Source organism: Alteromonas sp. 14N.309.X.WAT.G.H12 (genome assembly GCF_036697315.1).
Classification (GTDB): domain Bacteria; phylum Pseudomonadota; class Gammaproteobacteria; order Enterobacterales; family Alteromonadaceae; genus Alteromonas.
In genome coordinates this window covers 21,570-42,178 of sequence record NZ_JBAHZB010000018.1, presented here as the reverse complement: position 1 = coordinate 42,178, position 20,609 = coordinate 21,570, and the positions used below count along the sequence as shown (strand labels likewise).

At 47.7% G+C, this 20,609-nt stretch carries 23 protein-coding genes; 6 read left to right on the top strand and 17 right to left on the bottom strand.

Annotation, left to right across the window (positions count from 1 at the left end; all coding sequences use genetic code 11):
- Window positions 1-20: 20 nt before the first annotated feature.
- From V5298_RS07900 to V5298_RS07820, 17 genes are all read right to left on the bottom strand, one after another.
- Window positions 21-791, bottom strand: a complete 771-nt coding sequence (locus tag V5298_RS07900) for a hypothetical protein (RefSeq protein ID WP_332930919.1) — start codon at window positions 789-791, stop codon at window positions 21-23.
- Window positions 792-796: 5 nt separating this feature from the next.
- A complete protein-coding gene (locus V5298_RS07895) occupies window positions 797-1,246 on the bottom strand; it encodes a hypothetical protein (protein WP_332930918.1) in 450 nt (149 codons plus the stop codon).
- Complete coding sequence (locus V5298_RS07890; RefSeq protein ID WP_332930917.1) at window positions 1,243-1,740, bottom strand: hypothetical protein; 498 nt, start codon at window positions 1,738-1,740, stop codon at window positions 1,243-1,245. Before V5298_RS07890 ends, V5298_RS07895 begins: the two co-directional genes overlap by 4 nt.
- Window positions 1,740-2,135, bottom strand: a complete 396-nt coding sequence (locus tag V5298_RS07885; RefSeq protein WP_332930916.1) for a hypothetical protein — start codon at window positions 2,133-2,135, stop codon at window positions 1,740-1,742. Before V5298_RS07885 ends, V5298_RS07890 begins: the two co-directional genes overlap by 1 nt.
- A gap of 11 nt (window positions 2,136-2,146) precedes the next feature.
- Window positions 2,147-3,004 carry a hypothetical protein gene (locus V5298_RS07880; protein ID WP_332930915.1) on the bottom strand — a complete coding sequence of 286 codons (858 nt, stop codon included), beginning with the start codon at window positions 3,002-3,004 and terminating at the stop codon, window positions 2,147-2,149.
- 7 nt (window positions 3,005-3,011) lie between these two features.
- Window positions 3,012-3,542, bottom strand: a complete 531-nt coding sequence (locus tag V5298_RS07875) for a hypothetical protein (RefSeq protein WP_332930914.1) — start codon at window positions 3,540-3,542, stop codon at window positions 3,012-3,014.
- Between the two features lie 186 nt (window positions 3,543-3,728).
- Window positions 3,729-4,613, bottom strand: coding sequence for a hypothetical protein (locus V5298_RS07870; protein ID WP_332930913.1), 885 nt, complete (start codon window positions 4,611-4,613; stop codon window positions 3,729-3,731).
- Window positions 4,614-4,703: 90 nt separating this feature from the next.
- Window positions 4,704-5,618, bottom strand: a complete 915-nt coding sequence (locus tag V5298_RS07865) for a hypothetical protein (RefSeq protein WP_332930912.1) — start codon at window positions 5,616-5,618, stop codon at window positions 4,704-4,706.
- A 93-nt stretch (window positions 5,619-5,711) separates the two neighbouring features.
- Complete coding sequence (locus V5298_RS07860) at window positions 5,712-6,845, bottom strand: trypsin-like serine peptidase (RefSeq protein WP_332930911.1); 1,134 nt, start codon at window positions 6,843-6,845, stop codon at window positions 5,712-5,714.
- 16 nt (window positions 6,846-6,861) lie between these two features.
- The gene (locus V5298_RS07855; protein WP_332930910.1) at window positions 6,862-7,335 is read right to left on the bottom strand and encodes a hypothetical protein; all 474 of its coding nucleotides are present in this window, start codon (window positions 7,333-7,335) and stop codon (window positions 6,862-6,864) included.
- 10 nt (window positions 7,336-7,345) lie between these two features.
- Window positions 7,346-7,672 (bottom strand): hypothetical protein, encoded by a 327-nt coding sequence (locus tag V5298_RS07850; RefSeq protein WP_332930909.1) that lies wholly within the window; start codon window positions 7,670-7,672, stop codon window positions 7,346-7,348.
- Window positions 7,666-9,033, bottom strand: a complete 1,368-nt coding sequence (locus V5298_RS07845; RefSeq protein ID WP_332930908.1) for a S8 family peptidase — start codon at window positions 9,031-9,033, stop codon at window positions 7,666-7,668. The genes V5298_RS07850 and V5298_RS07845 overlap by 7 nt, the downstream gene beginning before the upstream one ends.
- A 223-nt stretch (window positions 9,034-9,256) precedes the next feature.
- A complete protein-coding gene (locus tag V5298_RS07840) occupies window positions 9,257-10,117 on the bottom strand; it encodes a hypothetical protein (RefSeq protein ID WP_332930907.1) in 861 nt (286 codons plus the stop codon).
- 28 nt (window positions 10,118-10,145) lie between these two features.
- On the bottom strand, window positions 10,146-10,862 hold the full coding sequence (locus V5298_RS07835) for a hypothetical protein (RefSeq protein ID WP_332930906.1): 717 nt from the start codon (window positions 10,860-10,862) through the stop codon (window positions 10,146-10,148).
- Between the two features lie 16 nt (window positions 10,863-10,878).
- Window positions 10,879-11,766, bottom strand: coding sequence for a hypothetical protein (locus tag V5298_RS07830; protein ID WP_332930905.1), 888 nt, complete (start codon window positions 11,764-11,766; stop codon window positions 10,879-10,881).
- Complete coding sequence (locus V5298_RS07825) at window positions 11,754-12,926, bottom strand: hypothetical protein (protein ID WP_332930904.1); 1,173 nt, start codon at window positions 12,924-12,926, stop codon at window positions 11,754-11,756. The genes V5298_RS07830 and V5298_RS07825 overlap by 13 nt, the downstream gene beginning before the upstream one ends.
- A 201-nt stretch (window positions 12,927-13,127) precedes the next feature.
- Complete coding sequence (locus V5298_RS07820; protein WP_332930903.1) at window positions 13,128-13,697, bottom strand: histidine phosphatase family protein; 570 nt, start codon at window positions 13,695-13,697, stop codon at window positions 13,128-13,130.
- Between the two features lie 111 nt (window positions 13,698-13,808).
- On the opposite strand from V5298_RS07820, the gene V5298_RS07815 reads away from it, so the two are divergent.
- The 6 genes from V5298_RS07815 (at window position 13,809) to V5298_RS07790 (ending at window position 20,608) form a co-directional block, all read left to right on the top strand.
- Entirely contained in the window at window positions 13,809-14,762 is a 954-nt protein-coding gene (locus V5298_RS07815; protein WP_332930902.1) for a cation diffusion facilitator family transporter, read from the top strand.
- Window positions 14,763-14,808: 46 nt separating this feature from the next.
- Window positions 14,809-15,171 (top strand): hypothetical protein, encoded by a 363-nt coding sequence (locus tag V5298_RS07810; protein ID WP_332930901.1) that lies wholly within the window; start codon window positions 14,809-14,811, stop codon window positions 15,169-15,171.
- Window positions 15,168-15,557 carry a hypothetical protein gene (locus V5298_RS07805; protein WP_332930900.1) on the top strand — a complete coding sequence of 130 codons (390 nt, stop codon included), beginning with the start codon at window positions 15,168-15,170 and terminating at the stop codon, window positions 15,555-15,557. The genes V5298_RS07810 and V5298_RS07805 overlap by 4 nt, the downstream gene beginning before the upstream one ends.
- A gap of 258 nt (window positions 15,558-15,815) precedes the next feature.
- The gene (locus tag V5298_RS07800) at window positions 15,816-17,300 is read left to right on the top strand and encodes a hypothetical protein (RefSeq protein ID WP_332930899.1); all 1,485 of its coding nucleotides are present in this window, start codon (window positions 15,816-15,818) and stop codon (window positions 17,298-17,300) included.
- Window positions 17,293-18,528 carry a hypothetical protein gene (locus V5298_RS07795; RefSeq protein ID WP_332930898.1) on the top strand — a complete coding sequence of 412 codons (1,236 nt, stop codon included), beginning with the start codon at window positions 17,293-17,295 and terminating at the stop codon, window positions 18,526-18,528. Before V5298_RS07800 ends, V5298_RS07795 begins: the two co-directional genes overlap by 8 nt.
- Window positions 18,529-18,967: 439 nt before the next feature.
- Entirely contained in the window at window positions 18,968-20,608 is a 1,641-nt protein-coding gene (locus V5298_RS07790) for a methyl-accepting chemotaxis protein (protein ID WP_332930897.1), read from the top strand.
- Window position 20,609 lies beyond the last annotated feature (1 nt).

The following is a 20,609-nucleotide window of genomic DNA, read 5'->3' as shown; positions in this document are numbered from 1 at the left end:
AAAGGTAATAAGTGATAACGTTAATGACAATTTGAGGAGCCCGTTGAAAGTAACCACTCACTTTCAATCTGTTTTCCGTTGATAAGGATCTGATTAAGATAAAGTTGAGAATGGGTTAACTGGTATTGCCCCCGCAATGAAATAAGGCTTTCATCACCAAGGGCTTCACTGACGTAGGCCGATAAGCGCTGATCCACCGCTTCGGGCAGTATCCTCACCGCCGTCCCCGTTACCGATGATGCATTTATCCAGCGTTGTTCCTGGGCGCTTAAACTGCCGTGCACCAGGCGCAGCCACTGGCTTTTACGTTCAAAGGTATTCGCCGACAGGTACACCAGCGTTTGACCTTGAAGCAAAGCGAACTCTGCGGCCATACAGGTATATAAGTAGTCAAGGAGCGCCTCACGTTTGCTCCTGTCTTGGGGCCAGGCCAATTCAATATCCAGCTGGGAGTTCTGCGCCAACTGATAATAAATGTCTTGCCCTGCCACCGCTTTAGCCACCGAATTAGTTGGCCCGTTTACCATGGGTTGTTTTAGGGCAATATCCCTTTGGGCGGCTTGGGGCTGGACTGTTACTTTGGGCGGGGGAGGCAAACGCGCAGCAGGTAAAACGCGAATATGCCTATCTTTCGGTAATGCCTGCGCGTCAACGACGGGCGGTTTTGCCCTGCGTTTCGCCGCATCGGATAACACCTGCGCCGCCTGATAATGGGTCCACATCACCAGGCTTGCGCCAAGCAGTACTACCACCATCGATACCCCAAAAAACCGCAGCAGCCCGATACTCATGGGGTTTACTCCTCAACAATATGTGCAAACGACAAGGCCTGCATGCGCTCAGTAATAGCTTGCAGGTGGGTCTGGGCACTGGCCGAGGTGCTATCTGCAACCCGGCTATTTACCCCGTGGGGATCAGGGGGCGTTGCCGATAAATCGGGGCTAACAGACATCACAGATACGGTTTTCTCTTCACCCATAGTTTGTTGCTGTAACAGGGTATCCACTTGATTTTGTAGCCTATCAAGGCGCTGATTAATCTTAGCCATGGATGCTTGTTGCGCCTTTTCATGCTGCAAGGTAAATTCCGCAATTTGGGCATCCACCTCATCGAGCACTTGCTGGGCGGTGTGCGCCATTTCATCGCCCCAGAAAAATGCGCTCACCGGGTGCTCGGCGATCTGCGGTCGCGCGACTAAATAGACAACAGCACCGGCCACGACAATAATAAAAAGCAAGGATTTCATGACGCCTCTCCCCCTTTACAGGTAATGGCTTGTAAGCGAATACTGCTCCATGCTCGCAATAAGGTCGCTGAGGGCAAGCCCACCACTGTCGTCATAAAGGCCGTAGAAAACCGCGCCGTAAGTTCACCGATAATGCTATTGATGTTATCTGGCGTAAGAGGCTGAACCGACAAGCTACCAATGCCTAAACTAATCCCTAGCAAGGTAAAAGTGAGAGCCAGCGAGGCAATGCCATTACCGGCTTGTTGCGCTATTTCCCAGTAAAAAGCGGCCGTTTTGTGGTTGTTTGTTGCCTGACACGCTAAAACACCGATCACCATCAACACGCTATACAGGCCAGCAAAGCTCCAGCCAAATACCTGTTGCGCCCACACAAGTAAATCGGACAGTCCTTTATCGGTGAGGTAGCTCGCCATAGCCAGCATAATGATAAGGCTACCTATGCCAGCCAGCGCCCAACGACCAAGTTGTTTGGGGTGCGTAAGAATACTCATTATCGTCCTCCCATTTTGCTGCGGCCTAACACCGCTGGCGTAATATTTAAGGTGAACAGCCAATGGCTGTAGGGCGTGCGCTGGCTTTCTGCGCTGGCGTGAGCTAAAAAGGTCAGTTCGTAATGGGAAAAGGCGTTTTTCACCATGGGCGCGTCACTTTGGGTAATGCGTTCGTCCCGCAGCACCATCCGCTCCATATCCACCATGCGCCGATATGTTTGTTTGCTTTGACGCAGACGTTCATCGGCACTCAAGGCGCTGTTAGCTAACAGGTGCAGATAGGTCGCTCGCTCCCGTTCCAGATTTTCAAGGCTAAACAATGTGTTGCTGTGCGCCTGATGGCTCATCAATAATGTCCCCATCATCAACCCTGTGGTAATAGAAAGTAATTTCATGTCATCGCCCCTTATAAGATAAATAAATCCACAGCCTGACTGGCCTGGTTCACCACACGGGTTTTGTTGCCGTCGCCGCTATCACCGTAGGCCAGTTGATACTCCAATTCCTGGGCATCCAGGGCCACCAGCCGGGCCATGTAACTCAGCATGAGTCCTTCCTGATCCAACAGCGACTGATGCATGGCGATATCCATTAATAGCTGACGTAAATACTCTTCGGAACTCACTTGCGCGCCGTTTAAGGTAGGCGATGCGTTACCTCTATGACTGGTAATAGCGTTTTTCAGCTGTTCAATCTGCGCGAGGTTGCCGGCGTATTCATCGGCGTACGGTGATGTCTCGTTAAACCCCGCGTGGATGAGGTTTTGATCCACTTCGGCCATCACTTTTTCCATTCGTGCCAAGGCCGCTTCCTGCTTTTGTTTTAATTGAATTCGGGTGGGCGTATTTCCCGCCGTTTGCTGATGTCTGAATTTTTTTAATACCTGCTGATACACGCCTTGCTTTTGTATCGACGCCTGTTTTCGCAATTGATGGCTTTCTTGCAGTAAATCCAAATAATCCGATTTTTCCTGCACCAAGGCGTACTTCACATCGGCCAGCGCCTCCCCATCTGCGATTTGTAAGCTATTTTGCAATTGGGCAATACGCGCCGTTTTATCTTGCATTTGGCTATCCAGATCGGTCAGTCGCTGAGCCATGGGCGAAGCACTAAAATCTTGCTCAATACGTTTTTCAATAATATTGGCCGGTAAGGTAATCAACTTGTCACTGGCTTGGGGCTGCCAGTCAGAAGCGACGCTCAAACACGACATCCACAGGGTAGCCATGCCACAACAAAAGGTTAATTTACGTATCTTCATCATTTGCTCCTTAATGGGTAAGCCAGTATTGCTGACGCTCTATTTCAAGGCGTAAATTACGACTGATATTTAACGAGGCCAAAATCTGTGGCTGTAAGCTGGCGCCGGCCAACAATGCGGTAGCCGTGTCTCGAAAAGATGTGAAATCTGGCAGGTAAAGATCTTGCGCCGGGAATTGCGTATCAAACCGGCGAAACTGTGCGGCGGCGCCATTCATGTCTCCGGCTTTAAGGTAGGACAACACCGAAATTGCCATCACCTGCATGATCTGTTCGCTGTCTTTGTCACTGAGGTTGGCGGGCAAGGGATTGGCTATACAATGTTGCATGGCATTTGCCGCGCCTAAGTGTTGCGCCGGTGATTGGCTATATTCTGCGTGCTCACTCATTTTTTGGGCATGGGCGACACAATGCTTGTCAATCGCGCTCACCGCCATGGTAGTTTCAGTGCTAGTACAGGCCGTAAGAGCAAGGGCCAGGAAAACACCGGTAGTAAGAGAAAGTGGTTTGAGGTTGGTCTGTGCGAAAATGCTATTCGACATTGCCTTTTCCTTATCAGTTGGGAACACATCTGACTATGAAAGGCTTTGGCGTTTTTTTTAGCTCGCAAATTCGATGATGTTAAAAACGCCCATCAACAGGGAAAAAGAAAAAGGCCCTAACCCTTATAAATCAGCCGTTAGGGCAATATGGAGATAGCAGATTACATCGCAGTTTTAGGACAATGGTTACTCTTCCCAGCTATTAAGATCGTCTTTGGTATCGCTGACGCGCCCTTTAACAATGGTGGCCGTATTACCCGATAGTCTGACGGTACCGGTTAAACCCAGCTCAGACAGCACACGGTTGAGGTTTTTATGCAGTTTATTGCGGCTAATGGCCCCAATATACTGTATTTGGGCAAATTGATACCCTGAGGCAACATAGGTCATACTTTGGTAGCCAGAAAACACCGGCAAATAGACATCAATATCTTCCATTTGCTGTGCATTAAAGCCCTCAAAAACAAGGGTAAAATCCACCGCGTTGGGGGCACTAGGGGCAATCGGAGCCGAAGCCTTTACCCTGCTTTTCACCTGCCCCTTAGCGCCGGGTAATGTACCCAAAATATGCTCGGTAACCTCACCGGTTAGGGTTAAAAGCGTCTCTTCTATTGCAGCGTTTATGCACACCCTTGCACACTGGGCGTCGCGATTGGTTTGGGGGCCATCCACATGATATGTCCCTGCCACGCGGCCATTGTTCACACTTAGGGTTTGTCCGGTCACATTGGTGCTTATTTTGGTGCTATAAGCGGTATGGCGGACGGAGCCATCGAGGGTTAAAACCACCACAAAATCCACCGCTGGCGTCGTTTGACTGCGGGCAATAGCCAGTAATTGGGCTTTCGTCTTTGCCCCTGCGGCCTCACCTTGGTACACATCTACGCCTTGCTGGGTAAGCTGACCGGATACCGCATAAATAAAGCGTTCCATCTGGCGGTGGGCGTCGGGTAACGCCCTAGCCCCATCCTCTTGGGCTAGCAGCATGATTCGTAGGGGTTCCTCAACGCGGTTTTGATGAGCGCACGCGCCCAATACCACCACTAAAAATGTAATAAGTAGCTTTTTCATGTCCTTCCCCGGTATCGCTTTTTATGATGCGCCACAAGGTCGCGCATCGGTGTGATAATGACAAGATGATTTAAACCGATGAGGTGGCCCTTACCAGCCACCATCGACAGAGGGCTTACGCTTTTCGCCGCGACGGGTGATCCGTTTAAGGGTAAAGGTATTGCCTTCAAAGGTTACCGTGGCACGCATATCCAGTTCACCTAACATCTTTTTCAGGTTACGGCTCAGTTTTGCTGTGCCAATACTCGAACGATATAAGACTTCCGAGCGAGTATGACGCTGCTCTGTGGGGCGATGAGATTTATAACCACTGAAGATAACTAGATATTCTTCAATATCCATAAAGTCTTCGGCGCTAAAACCATCAAAAATGAGGTAATAGTCGGTGATCATGTCGTTGGTGGCACTACGATCCTGACCATTTTCAGCCATTTGGCCTTCCACTAACCAATCTAGCTTCTCTGCCAGCACTGCGCCTAGTTCTTCTGCCAGAATTTTTGCTTTGTCACCCACCACTTCCAAAATACATTCACGACTACACTCATTGGGTGCGTTCCAGAACTGTCCGCTATCCACTTCAAAGGTGTCGATAAACTTACCGCTTTTCGCGTTAATCATGCGCCCGGTAATGCGCGCTTTGATCTTGGTGGTATGATCTTTTTGTTGTGCGCTGGCATACATGGTAAACACCACCACCACATCAATGGGCGGACGCTTGACCGAACGGGCAATATCAAACAACTCGGCGTCGCTACGACGTACCCGCCCCTGGGTAAAGTTGTCCATGGTGACATAGGTTTCATCGTACACATCAAAACTGTAGTAATTCATTTGCCCTTGCAGCGCATATACCACACGCTTAAACACACGACTGTTACGGGGCACAGAGTCTTCATCGGCATCCTCGCCCATGACCAGTAAATTGGGATTATCTGCCGCATAAACAGGTACAGAAAGCAGACCGAACGTCAAAACAAAAGCCAGGTTTTTCAACAAGTAACGCATAATAATTCCTTAGTTAGCTATATTCTTTGCTACCTGGGTTTATAAAAACCTTTGGTAGATTTCCTTTTACTGCATGTAATAAATTTTATTTTTCTACCACTTCACACACGAAACATTGCCCTTTTCATCGGTGACTGCCATGCCCTTTCCTTGGCAATCCACGGTTTTTACCGGAGCAGGTTTTGGCGTGGCAGGCGCAGGCTTGGCGGGAACCGGGGCTATAGGTTTAGGCTCAGCAGGGGGCGGCGTCTTGGGCTGAGATGGTGCAGGCTGTGATGGAGTCGGTGTAGCCGGTACGGCGGCCTGAGGTGGTGTTTGTTGCCCCGAGCGCCGTCTTGCGGCGGGTGCCTCCGGTGTTTGTGGTGCCGGCGTGGTGGCAGCCCGCTGTTTGCCTCGACGGGTTGGCGCTTCCTGGGGTAAAAACTGACGAATTTGGGCATAAATTCTCGACGAGGGGATCCCTTCGTTAACCAACCCCTTACCTTGGTTGTCTTTAAAACCCGAGTGGTGCAGCGCAATGATGGTATCGCCATCGGCAGAGAGCACCGGTGAACCACTGGAGCCTGGCTCGGTATCCGCAAAATAGTGGATCACGCCATCATTTAAGTATTTTTTATAGAGCCCGGTATTTTTTAATACCACTTCCTTTGAGCGCCCGGCAGGATGCTGAATAATTTTCACTTGCTGAGCATTAATAATGGCGCTGTCGTTAGGGGCTAACGGGAACCAGCCAAGGGTATTGCCCACCGGTTGGTTTAATTGATATAAGGCATAATCCAGTTTGGCGTCATATTTAAGCAAGGCCACCGCCTTGAACAAGGGCAAGCCAGAGACCTGTTTTAAGTCATCCACATAATAATCAAAGCTAAACAGGTATTGTGACAGTGGAATGGCTTTTCCTGCAGAAAAAGCACAGTGTTCATTAGTAAGAAATAAATCCGGGCCAACCAGACTACCGGTACAGATGGGTCTACCTTTTACGAATACCGCGCCCACCCGACGACTTAATTTATACAGCGCACTGGCCGATGGATAATCTCGCATTTTCTCAAAGTCGGCACTGCCAACAATGGTTTGAATATCGTAGCCCTGAGTGATCTCGTTGGCTTTCACCGGTTTAAAAAAACCACGACCTGGAAACTGATTAGATGGGGTTAAATCTGCCGCGAAAACGGGCAGTGTCAGCAGACATAGAACCACACTGACAAATCGATTGATGACGCACATATCGCTTTCCTTGTAATTAATGTGGTGTGAACCGGATATGGGCAAGCTCGATACTGCGCCACTGCGCCTGCAGTTGTTCACGGTACTCATACTGTAATTGGCTAAGCCTAAAATCATTCACGGCCTGCCACTTCCCGTTTATAAAAACATCAGCGGTATAATTGCTGCTATCCACGGCCTGTGGTGACAGGATCTCGGTAATAAATACCGCCAACGGGGTGTTATCGTGATAGCGCGCCACCTGCAACTGGGGAGGATAACTTTCCAGTATGTCATCGCTGTTTTTGTAGGCCGGCCAAATATGCCCGTCTACCGTCACCATCATCAGGCTCCCTTGTGCCAGCAGTGCCAATTGAAAATCACTGTACTGGGGTGAAGATAAAGACAGTGGTGACATCCCATCTTGGGAGGCGGGTTTACTGTGACAGCCTGTTACCAACGTAAGCAGTAGCAAGAGTGTGAAAAGATTAGTAATACGGAGTATGCCCATGACGGAGTCCTTATCGTGGATAAAATTTATCAATGCTGATGTTTTCAATACCGGGCTGAGCACTTAACGCAATAAATTCGCTCATGGTTAATTCCACTAACCATTGATCGGTGGCTTCAAATTCCGTGACAATGCGAATATCCTCATCCTCCAACCATGACTTCAGCGTCGGTTTATCCGCGGTAAAGCTAGCGGTGACAATGGCGGTGATAGGCTGATGATTTTTTAGCTCTGCACATACAGCGGGGAAGCGCTCACAGGCATGGGTTGAGTCTTGCTCACAGCCGGTACTCAGTAGCCCAGCAACAATGCAAAAGTAATAACGGCTTATTACCATTGGATAGCTCCTTCTTGTGGCTGACATGCTGCGTCAGTGTTTTCGATGACAATTCCATCTATAACCTGCCGACAAGGCGTTTGTGGCGTGTTATCAGGAACCGGCGAATTCTTCGGTGGCGGTACAGAGGACATCACCTGCTGCAAATAAGCCAAAGCGGTGGGCAAATACAACCCAGGGGTCTGCACATTATTTCTCGGATCAGTAAAAGCATGCCCATGCTGTAACGCTGCCATTAACTGCTCCACCGAGGCCTTCGGATAAGTGGATTTAAGCAGGGCGATGGCGCCAGCCACATGAGGGGCGGCCATAGAGGTACCGGAAGACGCGGCATACTCACCGTTTAACACCGACGAGGTAATATGACCGCCGGGGGCAACCATATCCAATTGGGCATAGCTATTGGAAAACGCAGAGATGGTGCCTTCAGGTTCAATGGAACCCACCGTCACCGCGGTAGAAATACAGCCTGGACTGGCCACGCCGTCTTCACGGCCCTCATTTCCGGCCGCAATAACGGTCACAACCCCACGTGTTGCCAGCAAATCCACATAGCGTTTAATGGGGGAGTCATCGCAGGGCTGGGAATAATAGCCGCCCCCCAAGCTCATGTTGACCGCTGCAATATGATAGCTATCGGCGTGCTGATAAACCCAGTCCAATGCTTGCATCACATCACTATCACGGGAGGTAATACCCTGCCCCAAGGTTGAAAACACATTAATGGCGATCAACGAAGCGTCTTTGGCAATGCCGCTTAATTGCTCATGTTGACCGGCCACAATACCGGCCACATGGGTACCATGAAAACATCCCGGCCCGCTGCACGGCATACCGGCTTCAATGCCCGAAGCCCGTTTTGTTCCCCCCGGACAACTGGCATTAAAGGAAAAACACGCGCCCGCTATCACCCGGGAGGCTAAAAAAGGATGGGAGGCTTGCACACCGGAATCAATAATCGCCACCGCATAACCTTGTCCAAGACGAACGGTATCCGCCAGTGCATTGAGGCCAACGGTTTTGCTGCTGGTGTTTAATGACAGATTATTTAAACGGTCGGTATACACCCCCTGGACTAAATCCGATGCCGCAAGCTGTTTAAATTCCTGGGCAGTAACGGTTTTGGCAATGGCTGGGACATGTTTAAATTTAACCATGTCATTAAAGTTTACCCAGCCCATGTCGTCAGCTAATTGTTGCTGCACCTGTTCAATATGATCTTGCAGGTTAAGCCACTGCCCCTTTTTCTCAGCCGTAGTGGATTTGTTGTCGCCGCTATGGTTTAAAAGCACAATGACGGGCACGGGCTCATCATCTTGGGCCATCGCCTCGAAGGCTACAGGGTTGAGTTGTCCAGCCATAACGCTGCACACCATGCCAGTACAAAAAAGGCAAACATTTATGCTAATAAAAACGCGGATTTTAAACATGGAACATTCCATTTATTGCATCACCTGGCGTTGTGCTGCTGCCATGGATGCCGGTTTTGTTGTCTCTTTTTCTTGTTATAAAAAGAACAGAACAAAAACCTGTTATTCCCAGTGAACGGTATTGTCGTTCACGGTGCTGTGTCTTACCGCGCCTTTAATTAAAAATGCTAGACACATCGACTTTCTGTTTTTCTTGCTCAACCGACGAGGTATTTACGCTGACGTTAAACACGCTGCCTAACTGCTCAACACCTAAAGGATGTGGCCAATCTGAAACCAGCTTTTGCAATTCCGCCGCGACCTTTTCCCGGCTTTGCCGACTACTCAACATCACGCCAATATTTTTGTATTGCACCACGTTTACGAAGCCTTCCATTTGCGGCAAGGTTGCAATAAAACGGGCAATGTCGTCGTCGGTCATCTTGATAAAATTAATTTGATGCTTGTAGGCAAAGCCCGGTCGGTTAACTTCGTACTCCAGCATTTCAGCCAGCACAGCGCCAAGCTCTTCGGCCAACCAGCTGGCATAGTGCCCCACCGATTCAGATAAACACACCGACGTGCAATCACTAGGTACAAACCAAGAATCCGATGCCTTGGTTTCAAACGACCCCAAGGACTCACCGGTAGCAATATAAATCAGTTTACCCACCAATCGGGCTTTGACGGCTTTTCGGGTTTTATAGCGGTTTTCAGGGGTATAAAGATGAATGGAAAACTGCACTAAAATATCAACGGGTTGACGCTGAATACTGCGGGCGAGTTCCTTCACCCGCTTGTCATCCCGTTTACCCGTTGTTTGATAATCCAGCGTAAAAATATCCTTGTCGGCATAGGTGGTGAAACCGCGAAATACCATTTGCTCCACAATGGCGGTGGTCACCCGAGAATAAATAGGATCGCTTTGCGCTATGGTACTTTCGTCGCCATCGGCACCGATGACCACCAAACTGGGCGTAGCATAAGCAGGTAACGACATCAAAAAGAGTACGCATAACATCGGTAGTTTTTTCATTGTCGCCTCCTGATTATTGCCCGCGGCCCTACAAATTCATCTGGGAAATATCGTTAAGCTCTTCCATTTCAGAAGGCATCTCGATGCCTTGATCTTGGGAGTATTCGTATACCAGCGCCGTTGTTTCATACAAGGTGGTCAAATAACTCGGCCCCGTGCGGGTGATTTCCGCTACCGCATTTAGGCGAAGTTTGTTACTTTCTAACTGCCGATAATCGGCGGCATTATCCACGAGATATTGGGAATAACCTGGCGCAACCTCTACCACGTCCCGCGCTTGTTTCACCCCCACGTAATAAGGCACAAAACCGGTGGCAAACAAGATGGCATTTTCCCGCGACAAGGTTTCTTCTTTGTCCTTGGTTTGTGCAATGACTTCCTGCGCCTTGTTACTTAATTCGTTAAGGGTATCTAAGGCTTCGCTGTCTAATGTACTGCCTCGTTCCAGATCTTCCCGCTGGGCTTCCAGTTCTGCCGCCAATTCGGCTTTACCCAAGGCGTTTAACCAGATTTCCTGGGCGGAAAGAATGGACAACAATGACGTGATATAGGCGCCTAGCAAAGGATCAGTCACCGCCAGACCGGGGTTGATCTCAAAGCGTTCGCTAATGTCCTCGGGACTAACACTTTCGGTGGTGCTTCCCTGTAAAATCACCAAAGTATCCTTAATGACCTGTTCTGTTGTCTGGCAGCCACACAACACGCTGGCCCCCACGAATACTGCCACTACTTTCGCTTTTAACATGGTTTATTCCTCTGATTTATATTTTGCGTAAAAAGTAACTTTTTATTTTTCCTGCTAATTTCTTAGTGGCAGTATTCACACCGTTTTGTGCCGCCAATTCCATGGTTTCACCTTGTCCTAGCACGTTGCTGACGGTTTCTGTGGCTTCTATGTCGCCACTTTTCGCATTGATGATCCTGGCTTGAGATTGCAGCTTCACCAAATGCATGGTTTCAGTGAGTTCATCAAGCCCCACATAAACCAATTGATGACTCACCAACACGCTATACGCCTCTGAAAGACCCGCTTTGGCTTTGGCTGCCAAATTTAGCGGGGCTAGGGAGATATCGCCCCGAGATTCAAATTCGTCATGCAATAAGGCTAGGTTGAAGGCGCCACCGGTACGATCTGTAAGCTCGTTGTAATTGGTTTCCACAGCCAGATGGCCGCCACCAAGTAAGCCGGGCAGCGAAGGCGAAATGCCTTCAATCACCGTTAACAGTTCCCCTTGGGGCGGTTCGAACAGTTCAAGTACCACCACCGTCACCGAGGATTGGCCGTTCATAAGCTTATCGAGCCGGGCTTCAAAATCCCCTTTGTTAAAATAGGCCACGACGTCAGTTTGTAAGGTGGAATCAACAAGAGTGTGGGTTACCTTGTGCTCACCAATAAGCTGCTTCACGTTGTTAATCATGGTCTCTTCGGGAATGTGCTCTTTAATGAAGGCCAGCATGTGCGGATCGTGCGCCTGATAATAGCTTTGCATACCCTTATACAAGGCCACCTGGGTTTGCCGTGCTTTTTCTTCTTGCGTAAAGCCAGATTGGGTGAGCTCGGCGTAGCCTTCTATTCTGACTTTGGTGCCGGCGTAAGTGGTTGCTGAAAAGGTGCTTAACAGCACCAGTAGCGCCATTAAAGCTGGCATGACTCATACGCCTTTTTTAACGCCTCAAATTGTTTGAAAAACGCCCGTTTTTGCTTGCGTTCAAACCCCTGCATTTTAAAAAAGGCCGTGGTATCAGAATAAATATCAGTATTGGATTTGTAGATTAACGATTGCAATTGCTCATCAAAGAGATTCCATTCATCAAAATCCGTAAGGGTGCTGGATGTGGGAATAGACTGGCCAAAACGTAGCGGTTGGCTAAAGATAAGAACATCCCCCCGTTCGAGGTTTTTATTCACCTTGAGGTGAGAAAAGGCGACGTAATAATTGGCTTCACCAGCCTTATTTTTACTAAAAGGGACTTTTTTAAACCCTCTGACGGTGTAATCCACTTTGTAATAGGGTTTAGGCAAAATTAAATTGTATGTTTGTTCGCCGCCAGAAAAACGCCCCTGCATGGTCAAAACAGACAAATCGGCATTATAGGGTTGCACCGCGATCCCTTGTGTTTCCGCCATGGCTTTGGTGAGTTGGTTGGCCACGTAACGCTTCAATACCGCCATATCATCGGTTTTAAATTTCTCAGGAATAACCTGTTTGGCTTTTTCTTCAATGGTCACTGAGGTAACAGCAAACTGGGTGAGGTTTGATTTGCCCGGCGGTGGCGCAGCGTGTAAATAATCCACAAAATGGGCAAGCAAGCTTGCAGATTGACCGCATACATTATTTGCTAACATATCTGCCACCCTGCGATGGATAACCGCCTCGGTGGGAGGTGCAGTGTCTACGTCTTTACAGCGCACAACAGGTAAAGTGTGCGTATGTACCAACTGTGAAGACTGCACATCGAAAATAAGCAATTGCCCTGAAAGCTGCACCCACCACGGATAGAGCCCTTGATTGTCGATGACCAGGCGTTCGGTGGATACCGTTTCGCTGTCTAGCAGCAAGGTGACGGCATATTTATAACCGTCATCTTTATCTAGGATGCTGGCGGTGAGGGTGAAGTTTTTTGGCGGCTTTTTTAAAATTGCCTGATAGAGGGCCCGATTGAGCTTTTCAGATTTAACAATCGATATGCTATAGGGGAAACGAACTGATAAATCCTTTTTTCCGCCCTGAAACGTAATACCCGCAAAGGCCACGGTTTCTTTAAATTCGTCATTGCCACTGGCATTTAAGGAAAGAGGTAGCCACACAACTAGCCACACGTACCTTAGAAATGACCTTAAACGCCATTGTTGTGGTAATTTTTGCTGCCATAACCTCTGATACATAACACCCATTGCCTAACCTGTCCTTTTGTTTGAGGCTATAAGAGTATTTGCTTTATTTTTTCTTAATGCTCAATCTATATTAACTTTAAAGACTGTGCAAATTTTGATCGTTTGGCGAGATTTTTAGTCTAACCATTTCTCCCAATGCAGCTTGTTGTCTTCCCAGCGCAATAACATGCCCCCACAATTATCAATGACTTGGCCTTTATCAAAACTCTGCGCCAAACAGGCCATGGCATCACCGTGGCTGATAATCATGACCCCCTTACAGGCATGTGTTGCAAACAAATGGGCAAAGGTTTGATAGAACCGGGCAGTGACCATGTTGGCACTTTCACCGCCGGTATTCGGCATAAGATCCGGGCGAGTATAGCGGTGCTTACGAAAGGCCTGATAATCGGGAAGTTCAGCGGTTTGCTTTCCCTGCCACGCCCCAAAATGGCGTTCACAAAAGCCCGGCAAGGTTAAACGGGGCTTGTTAAGGGTGGCGGCAATAATATCTGCCGTTTGCACTGCGCGCCCTAAATGGGAACTCACAATCATCTCCACCGGCCAGGATTTTGCTTTTTGAGCAAGCTGCTGCGCCTGTGCCTGCCCTTCCTCGGTAAGCGGGCTATCCAGTTGCCCTTGTAAAATTTTTGCTTTGTTCCACTGGGTTTGTCCGTGACGACACAAGTAAATCTGTTGCCCCATTGTTGTTCCTCATTAAATTGAAATTAGTGGTGTAAAACTTTGATAAATGACTGCCAGATTAAGTACACTTAGTCACCTTAACGTCCACCTATCAATAAGATTAAGTGCCCGGTGACACAGAAACAATCTACCCATAACCGCTGGATCAATGCCGCAACCACTGCCGCCGTTTGTGTCGCACTTTTATTATGCGCCGTGAAAATAGCAGGGTGGCTTATTACAGGTTCAACGGCAATATTAGGATCGCTAGCCGACAGTTGTATTGATTTACTCGCCAGTGTGGCTGCTGCATTGGCCGCGCGATTTGCGGCTATCAAACCCGATGCTAACCATAAATATGGGCACAATAAAGCAGAAGCCTTATTTGCCCTCACTCAGGTTGTGTTGATCAGTGTGTCTGCTGCGCTGGTGCTCTGGGAATCCACCCACCGTTTACTCACGCCGCAACCGGTTTACGACCCCCATATTGCCATGGGCACACTCGTATTTGCCCTACTTGCCACCCTTGGTTTGGTTAGCTTTCAAACCTATGCGCTGAAAAAAACCGATTCGTTGATTGTAAAATCTGATCGCGCCCACTATTTGGGTGATGTGATGGCCCTTACCGGCGCATTGGCCGCGGTGGTTATTGGTGAAACTTACGGTATTCCCCGGCTCGATGCAATTGCTGGGCTGGTGATGGGACTCTTTTTAGCCCGCGCCGCTTGGCAAGTGGGTAAATGCGCCATTCCTGAGTTGATGGACGAAGAACTGCCCGAAGAAGACAGGCAAAAAATACTCGCAATCTTAGAACAAAATAAAGAAATTTTAGGTTATCATGCCCTACGTACCCGACGGGCAGGCTCAAAGCGCTTTATTCAGCTGGATATTCTACTTACCGCCTCGTTATCCTTTCGTCAGGCCCATAAAATCACTGATGATCTCGAACTTGCGCTAGAAGCCGCATTTGCCGACACCGATGTAATTGTGCATGCCGATCCTGCCGGTGAAGCCAGACTCGAACGCCGGGGACGAGAAGAAGCCGCTTTCACAAAACAAACGGATACCGAGCATAACGCATCCTGACATCTACCGTTTAATTTATCATCGTCATCCTTAGAGAGTTTCCATCATGGCTTTCTTATTTAGCAAACTTGTTGCGTTCTTTTTAGGTACCTTTACCTGCTTTGTGCTGCATCAAGAATTTCAGGTTCCCGTTGTACTGGCCGGAGCCATCACCGGATTAGCCGGGAGTTTCTGGCATTATCCCAAACGCTTTGACCCTCATCCTCAGGCGGCGGTGTATGCGGGCGCATTTGCCGGAATGTGCTCTGCTCAGCTCATTGGTGGCTACGTAGAGTTAGCCGCGGTAGCAGCATTAGGTGCGGTACTTTATACCCTTAGCCGCCCTTTATTTCATGGCTTTGGCGGGCGCTTAGGCACCATTTCCTTTATTGCCGTTGCCTTGGTACTACTGATAAAAGGCTTCGTATGATTGAACTATTTACGGTAATTGTGTCGGTTATCAGTGCAATGAGCACCTACAAGCTGGCACAGTTTTCTTCCTTTAATGCCATACGTGCATCCAGTACGCTTACTATTGTGTCCTATGCGGTGACATATGTGGTGCAGGTTGACGCCGCCTATTGGTCATTGGTTTTCTTTGGTGCCAGCTTTGTGGGCATGAGTACACCGAAAAAATTTGGTTATACCTCGATGGCGGTTTCCGGTGGGTGTTTTGGAGGTATGTATCTTTTAATTGCGCCGTACATTGACGGCATTGGCGGCGCATTAGGCAGCAGCGCCTTTTTAGCCGTGTGTATATCCCATGTGGGAATATTGCTAAAAGAGCGCCATATGAAAACCCAACCAGTCGATTAACCTCTTTTATTTAAAAAGAATAAAGGCTTGTGTTACGTAAGATTTTGAACATTAAATAGGCTATAAGCCAAAACCATGAAGCCAAAGGGGAGAAATTAACACTTTTGCAACAGAAATCGCGCTAAACATTCTAAATAATTAATTTGAATCAATAATCTAAGTACTTTAGTCTTTGCCACTCTTGTTGCGCGCATTCCCACCAAAGCGACAAAATAGTGGGTCTAGCGGTGAATTTTTAACGGATCAAATAGAGTAATTATGAAGGTTTTTCTTCTCGATTGGTTAAGCACCATATTTTTCTGGGGCGCGGCATTTTATTTCTGTTTTATTGGCACCGAAGTTGGCCTTAAATACTGGAAAAGAAAGCTCGTCGTTGGTGTGCCCTTCTTCCTTTTATTTGTTTTTTTGGTTCAAGCCTTTGGCGTACCCCGTTACTTTGTTTATGATCATGTGGAACCCAAAGTCATCGAGGGCAAAGCCTATTACCCTGCGGTCAAAAATCATCTCATCTTTCAGGGGCCGGCGTTCAAAGAATATGGCGTGATCAACCAAGATCTCACCGAATTTCAGAAAAACGAAAGCTATTTTAATGCCTTTTCTGTAGCGCCTCTTGAAGACTATCCTTCGGTGCAGGGCATTAAGCGATGGGCAAACGAACTCATTTTGTTGGCTTATTTTGTACTGTGGCTGTTACTGCTGAATAAAATGCAAAACGCCAGTGCTGCCAGCGCCCTTTATAAAAATGCTCGAAAAATGGGGCGTCTGGAGGGATATCAGGCTTACCTCGATGCGTCACATCCCATACGCTTTTTACAACCCATAAGAAGGCACAATGCCAAACGTCATTTCAGTGAAATACGGCAGGTTTATATCCAATCGTTGCACAGGATACTCAACAGCCTCTCTTTAGGCGCCAATGAACAGTCTGCTGCCTTTATAAGCTATATATCCCAAAAGCTTGAAGAATCGATAAACCCCTGGCCCTCCATTAATGTAGAAGGGAAAATTGACGATATCACCACCAGCCAAGACGCAGCATTGCACGAATCAGGTGTTGATCTTAAGCGCGACCACTACAAACCGTCTGATACCGACTTAAGTGAAGCGCTAAGCAATAGCCTAACCCGCACCCTTAACCTGTTTTTACCCGAAGCGTTTTTACAGCAAGAAAGCGATCCGCACGATGCCACCATTGCGCTAAGCTGCCCTTTAACCATGCGGGCCCAGATGCAATGCGAACTGAAAGATTCCAATAAAAAAATCACCCTAGTTGCTGTGGCTGGCAAGGAAGAGCCGGATAGCATTCGACCTGTACTTCCCTTAAGCAAAGTCATTAGTCCCTTCCCAGCGAAGATATATCAGCACGGGCAAGACAAAAATATAAAACTGTGTGCAAATACACTGGCTCAATTGGTGGTAAATGATGCCTTGTTTACCAACACCAAAATGGTGGATATCAGCAATGAAGATGAAAAAGCCCTACAGGATGAATTAGCGCATATTAAAGCGCGACAAATCCCCTTGTTTGACGCCATTCTCCGTGAATATAAAACCACAGCTAAAGGGGCGTTACTTGCCGAAAGCATCAATGCCGCCATTAAACACAATGAAGCCCAATTTGACAGTTTAGTGGCAGATCTACATCAATTGATTGGCGAAAATACCAATTTATACGCTGACTTTGTAGCCCAAGAGGTAGTTAGTGGCCTGCATGAAGGGCTAGTGGAGGTTGTCAGTGAATAAGTTAACTCGGCTTAGCCTTTGGGCATTCGTTTCGCTTTTACTCTTATCGTGCTCAAAAAACGACACGTTGTGGGATATTGCAAATGAAGAAGGAGTTGCTTCCGCAACAAGTTGGGGCGTAGATCCACTATTGGAGTATGTAAAACTCGATTACCTGCTTTCACTGATAGAAGAAAACCGCGTTCATAGTGCAACGGCGGGCAGAGGTGTGATGTTAAGGATCAAGCACTGGCAAAACAATATGGAGCTTTCAATAGCGCCGGTAGACGGTGTGGGTAAAAAACGCAGAGTCTATGAAACCATTCATGTATTTCCCGGTACCTATACCATCACCTCCGATAAAGGGGCGGCATCGTTAACACTGACCCTTAATCAAGATTCCACGCTGAATTATTTTGCTCTTGCCAAAAAGCTGCAAGCAGATAGCAACAAGGGGCTAGGCAGATTAACGCTTACCATCACCCCAGAGGATGCCCAGGTTGTCATTTATGGTACGCCGCAAAAATACCATGACGGGGTAAAACTGCCCGAAGGACAATTCAAAATAAAAGTATACAAAGCCGGATATGAGGATTTTCTATCCACGGTGGTTATTAATGACAATGCCTTAACCACTAAAACCATTTCCTTAAAGAAAAAGCCATCGTTGCCTCACTCAGATAACAAGGGTGGCGAAGACAATGTCGAGACAATTCCAGTTACCGGTGCACCCCAACCGGCATCAGACACCGATGAAAAGGTGATCACCGGACAGTTAGAGGTGTTGCCGCAACGAGACGATGTGACCTACTTAATCACATCGGCATCCGGTGAACAATTCCCGTTTTCTCCTACCCGACAATTGCCCGTTGGTGACTACAGCGTGACAGCAAAACGAAGCGATAACGGTGAGGTGTTGAGTACCAAACAGGTTACTATTAGCGAAAATGAACCCCAGTCGGTGGAATTCGACATCCCCGAGCCACCGTATCAATACGAATTGGATACCCTATTAAGCTTTAAAACCCAGTTTTTGTATCGACAACGCGCGGTGATCCATTTAACGCCTAAAACCGGCGACATAATCACCTTTCAGGAACGCATAGGCCGACACGGGTTAGAAATCGAAACGCCGTTGCTTAACGGTGAATATGAAGCCGAACTGCACGCAAAAGGCGTAAAATACGAATTGGGAACCATCACCATTTCAAAAGCGAAGAGTAACAAGTTTGAGTTTGTATTGAAGTAGATCGCGGCGCTAAGGTAGCCACTGACAACGAAGCCGCTTTCCTTAGATGAGTTCACCGCCATAGTAGCCGCGGCACAATAAGGGATTGGTACAATTCCAGTCCCCCACTATCATATTGTTAATGACTTGAAATTGGGCACCTTGCTGCCCCTGTTAGATACTATTTCCCCTCGTCATCACCGGTCTCCATTTTGGATCCCCAAAACCGAAAACATGCATCCAGAGTTAACGTATTGATAGACTGGTTGGAAGCCATTTTTCAATAGCTACAACGAGATCTTAAGACTGAATGTAATTTTTTTAAAATTTTGCCTGTGTCATTGAACTTCTTTTCCTCTTCTGGGGGTCTATTTCCTTTTCTCGGCTCCCCTAGGCTTTTTATAGGCTACTCGTGGTGGCCTGACGACACACTTCTACACTGGAAATTGAAAGGCTCAATATGCATAACTTAACCATTCGACATAAATTATTTGCAGGCTTTGGTTTAGTGCTATTGATGATGATCTCCCTCGTCGTTATTGGTATTCAGAATGTGAATTATATCGATGAGACATTAACCGAAATATCCGATATTAATTCTGTTAAACAACGTTATGGGATTAACTTTCGCGGTAGTGTGCACGATCGTTCTGTCGATATCCGTGACGTCGTATTAACCATCACTAGCGCTGAAATAGAGGAATTAGAACGCAATATCAATTCCCTGGAAGCCTTTTATCAGGAGTCGGAGCAAGCCATGCAAGAGATGATTGATTCTGGCGTTCCGTTCACACCAGAAGAGATGAACATCTTATCTGCTATCGCTGCGGTTAAACAAAAAACCACGCCGCAAATTGAGCAAATTATTACCCTTATGCGGCAAGGTAACCAGTCACAAGCCCGCTCGTTGTTAGCCACAGAGGTGGCGGTGGATTTTAAGCTGTGGTTAGAAGCGATTAATGAATTTATCGATTACCAGGAAGAGATGAATAAAATCGCCACACCCAAGGCCCGGGAAGTGGCGGGCAATTTTCAGTTTTTAATGCTCATTATTACCACTATCGCCATAGTGATTGGCATCGGCGTCACGCTATTAATTAGCCGTAATTTAACGAACCAATTAGGCGCAGAGCCTTCTGACGCCGCCAGCGCATTAGCCAATATGAGCATGGGCGATTTAAATACCTCATTTGCGCATTATCGCTCTGACAGCTTGATGGGATCAGTGGTCACCATGAGGGAGAAATTGCGCGGAATTGTGGCCAGCATCCTTAATGGTGCGACTGAACTTGCCGCGCAGACTCAACAAGTCTCCGTGGGGTCCGGGCAGGTATACTCCTCAGCGCAAATACAAGCTAAGTTAACCAATGAAACCACCCAAAACCTCGAAACTATGCGCCACGGACTGGCATCTGTGTCTGAATCTATGTCTCAGTCTAAAAGCAATTCGGCCTCCACATCAAACTTTGCCCAAATGGGCAAAGATAAAATTGAAGAAAGCGCCCGTGAAATGGATTTGATTGCCAGTACCGTTGCTAAAACCGTTGCGCAAATAAAACAACTGGAAGACAAAACAAAAGAAATTGGCAGTATTGTGAGCGTGATAGTCAGCATCTCGGATCAAACCAACTTACTCGCCCTGAATGCAGCCATTGAAGCGGCTAGAGCAGGCGAACGGGGTCGTGGATTTGCCGTTGTCGCCGATGAAGTGAGAAACTTGTCTTTACGCACAGGGGAAGCCACCCAGCAAATAGAAAAAATGATAAACGAAGTGCAAAAGGAAACCGCCGCATCGGTACTGGCGATGGAAGAAACCCAGCCTTTGGTGGAAAATGGCCGCGCCCTAACCATTGAAACCATAGATTTACTTCAAAATATCGAAAAACAGGCAGCCGACACGTTACACAACGTGCAAGACGTTGCCGGTGCCACCATCCAGCAAGTGGCATTTATTGAAAAAATTTCAAGCTCCATGACAGAAATTAACACCATGTCGGCAGAATCCATCACGGCCTTGCAGCTAAACAATGAGATAACCCAATCACTGAATGCCCTATCTCAGGAACTAAAATCAACGGTGAATTTCTTTAAAATTAATTAAG

What these genes read in the sequence shown, in the direction of transcription:
- V5298_RS07830 (WP_332930905.1), bottom strand. Translation starts at nt 11,766, where the DNA reads ATGCCAGCTTTAATGGCGCTACTGGTGCTGTTAAGCACCTTTTCAGCA.
- V5298_RS07845 (WP_332930908.1), bottom strand. Translation starts at nt 9,033, where the DNA reads ATGGCTGGACAACTCAACCCTGTAGCCTTCGAGGCGATGGCCCAAGAT.
- V5298_RS07860 (WP_332930911.1), bottom strand. Translation starts at nt 6,845, where the DNA reads ATGTGCGTCATCAATCGATTTGTCAGTGTGGTTCTATGTCTGCTGACA.
- V5298_RS07880 (WP_332930915.1), bottom strand. Translation starts at nt 3,004, where the DNA reads ATGATGAAGATACGTAAATTAACCTTTTGTTGTGGCATGGCTACCCTG.
- V5298_RS07850 (WP_332930909.1), bottom strand. Translation starts at nt 7,672, where the DNA reads ATGGTAATAAGCCGTTATTACTTTTGCATTGTTGCTGGGCTACTGAGT.
- V5298_RS07870 (WP_332930913.1), bottom strand. Translation starts at nt 4,613, where the DNA reads ATGAAAAAGCTACTTATTACATTTTTAGTGGTGGTATTGGGCGCGTGC.
- V5298_RS07800 (WP_332930899.1), top strand. Translation starts at nt 15,816, where the DNA reads ATGAAGGTTTTTCTTCTCGATTGGTTAAGCACCATATTTTTCTGGGGC.
- V5298_RS07820 (WP_332930903.1), bottom strand. Translation starts at nt 13,697, where the DNA reads ATGGGGCAACAGATTTACTTGTGTCGTCACGGACAAACCCAGTGGAAC.
- V5298_RS07835 (WP_332930906.1), bottom strand. Translation starts at nt 10,862, where the DNA reads ATGTTAAAAGCGAAAGTAGTGGCAGTATTCGTGGGGGCCAGCGTGTTG.
- V5298_RS07810 (WP_332930901.1), top strand. Translation starts at nt 14,809, where the DNA reads ATGGCTTTCTTATTTAGCAAACTTGTTGCGTTCTTTTTAGGTACCTTT.
- V5298_RS07840 (WP_332930907.1), bottom strand. Translation starts at nt 10,117, where the DNA reads ATGAAAAAACTACCGATGTTATGCGTACTCTTTTTGATGTCGTTACCT.
- V5298_RS07890 (WP_332930917.1), bottom strand. Translation starts at nt 1,740, where the DNA reads ATGAGTATTCTTACGCACCCCAAACAACTTGGTCGTTGGGCGCTGGCT.
- V5298_RS07875 (WP_332930914.1), bottom strand. Translation starts at nt 3,542, where the DNA reads ATGTCGAATAGCATTTTCGCACAGACCAACCTCAAACCACTTTCTCTT.
- V5298_RS07790 (WP_332930897.1), top strand. Translation starts at nt 18,968, where the DNA reads ATGCATAACTTAACCATTCGACATAAATTATTTGCAGGCTTTGGTTTA.
- V5298_RS07855 (WP_332930910.1), bottom strand. Translation starts at nt 7,335, where the DNA reads ATGGGCATACTCCGTATTACTAATCTTTTCACACTCTTGCTACTGCTT.
- V5298_RS07885 (WP_332930916.1), bottom strand. Translation starts at nt 2,135, where the DNA reads ATGAAATTACTTTCTATTACCACAGGGTTGATGATGGGGACATTATTG.
- V5298_RS07805 (WP_332930900.1), top strand. Translation starts at nt 15,168, where the DNA reads ATGATTGAACTATTTACGGTAATTGTGTCGGTTATCAGTGCAATGAGC.
- V5298_RS07900 (WP_332930919.1), bottom strand. Translation starts at nt 791, where the DNA reads ATGAGTATCGGGCTGCTGCGGTTTTTTGGGGTATCGATGGTGGTAGTA.
- V5298_RS07895 (WP_332930918.1), bottom strand. Translation starts at nt 1,246, where the DNA reads ATGAAATCCTTGCTTTTTATTATTGTCGTGGCCGGTGCTGTTGTCTAT.
- V5298_RS07865 (WP_332930912.1), bottom strand. Translation starts at nt 5,618, where the DNA reads ATGCGTTACTTGTTGAAAAACCTGGCTTTTGTTTTGACGTTCGGTCTG.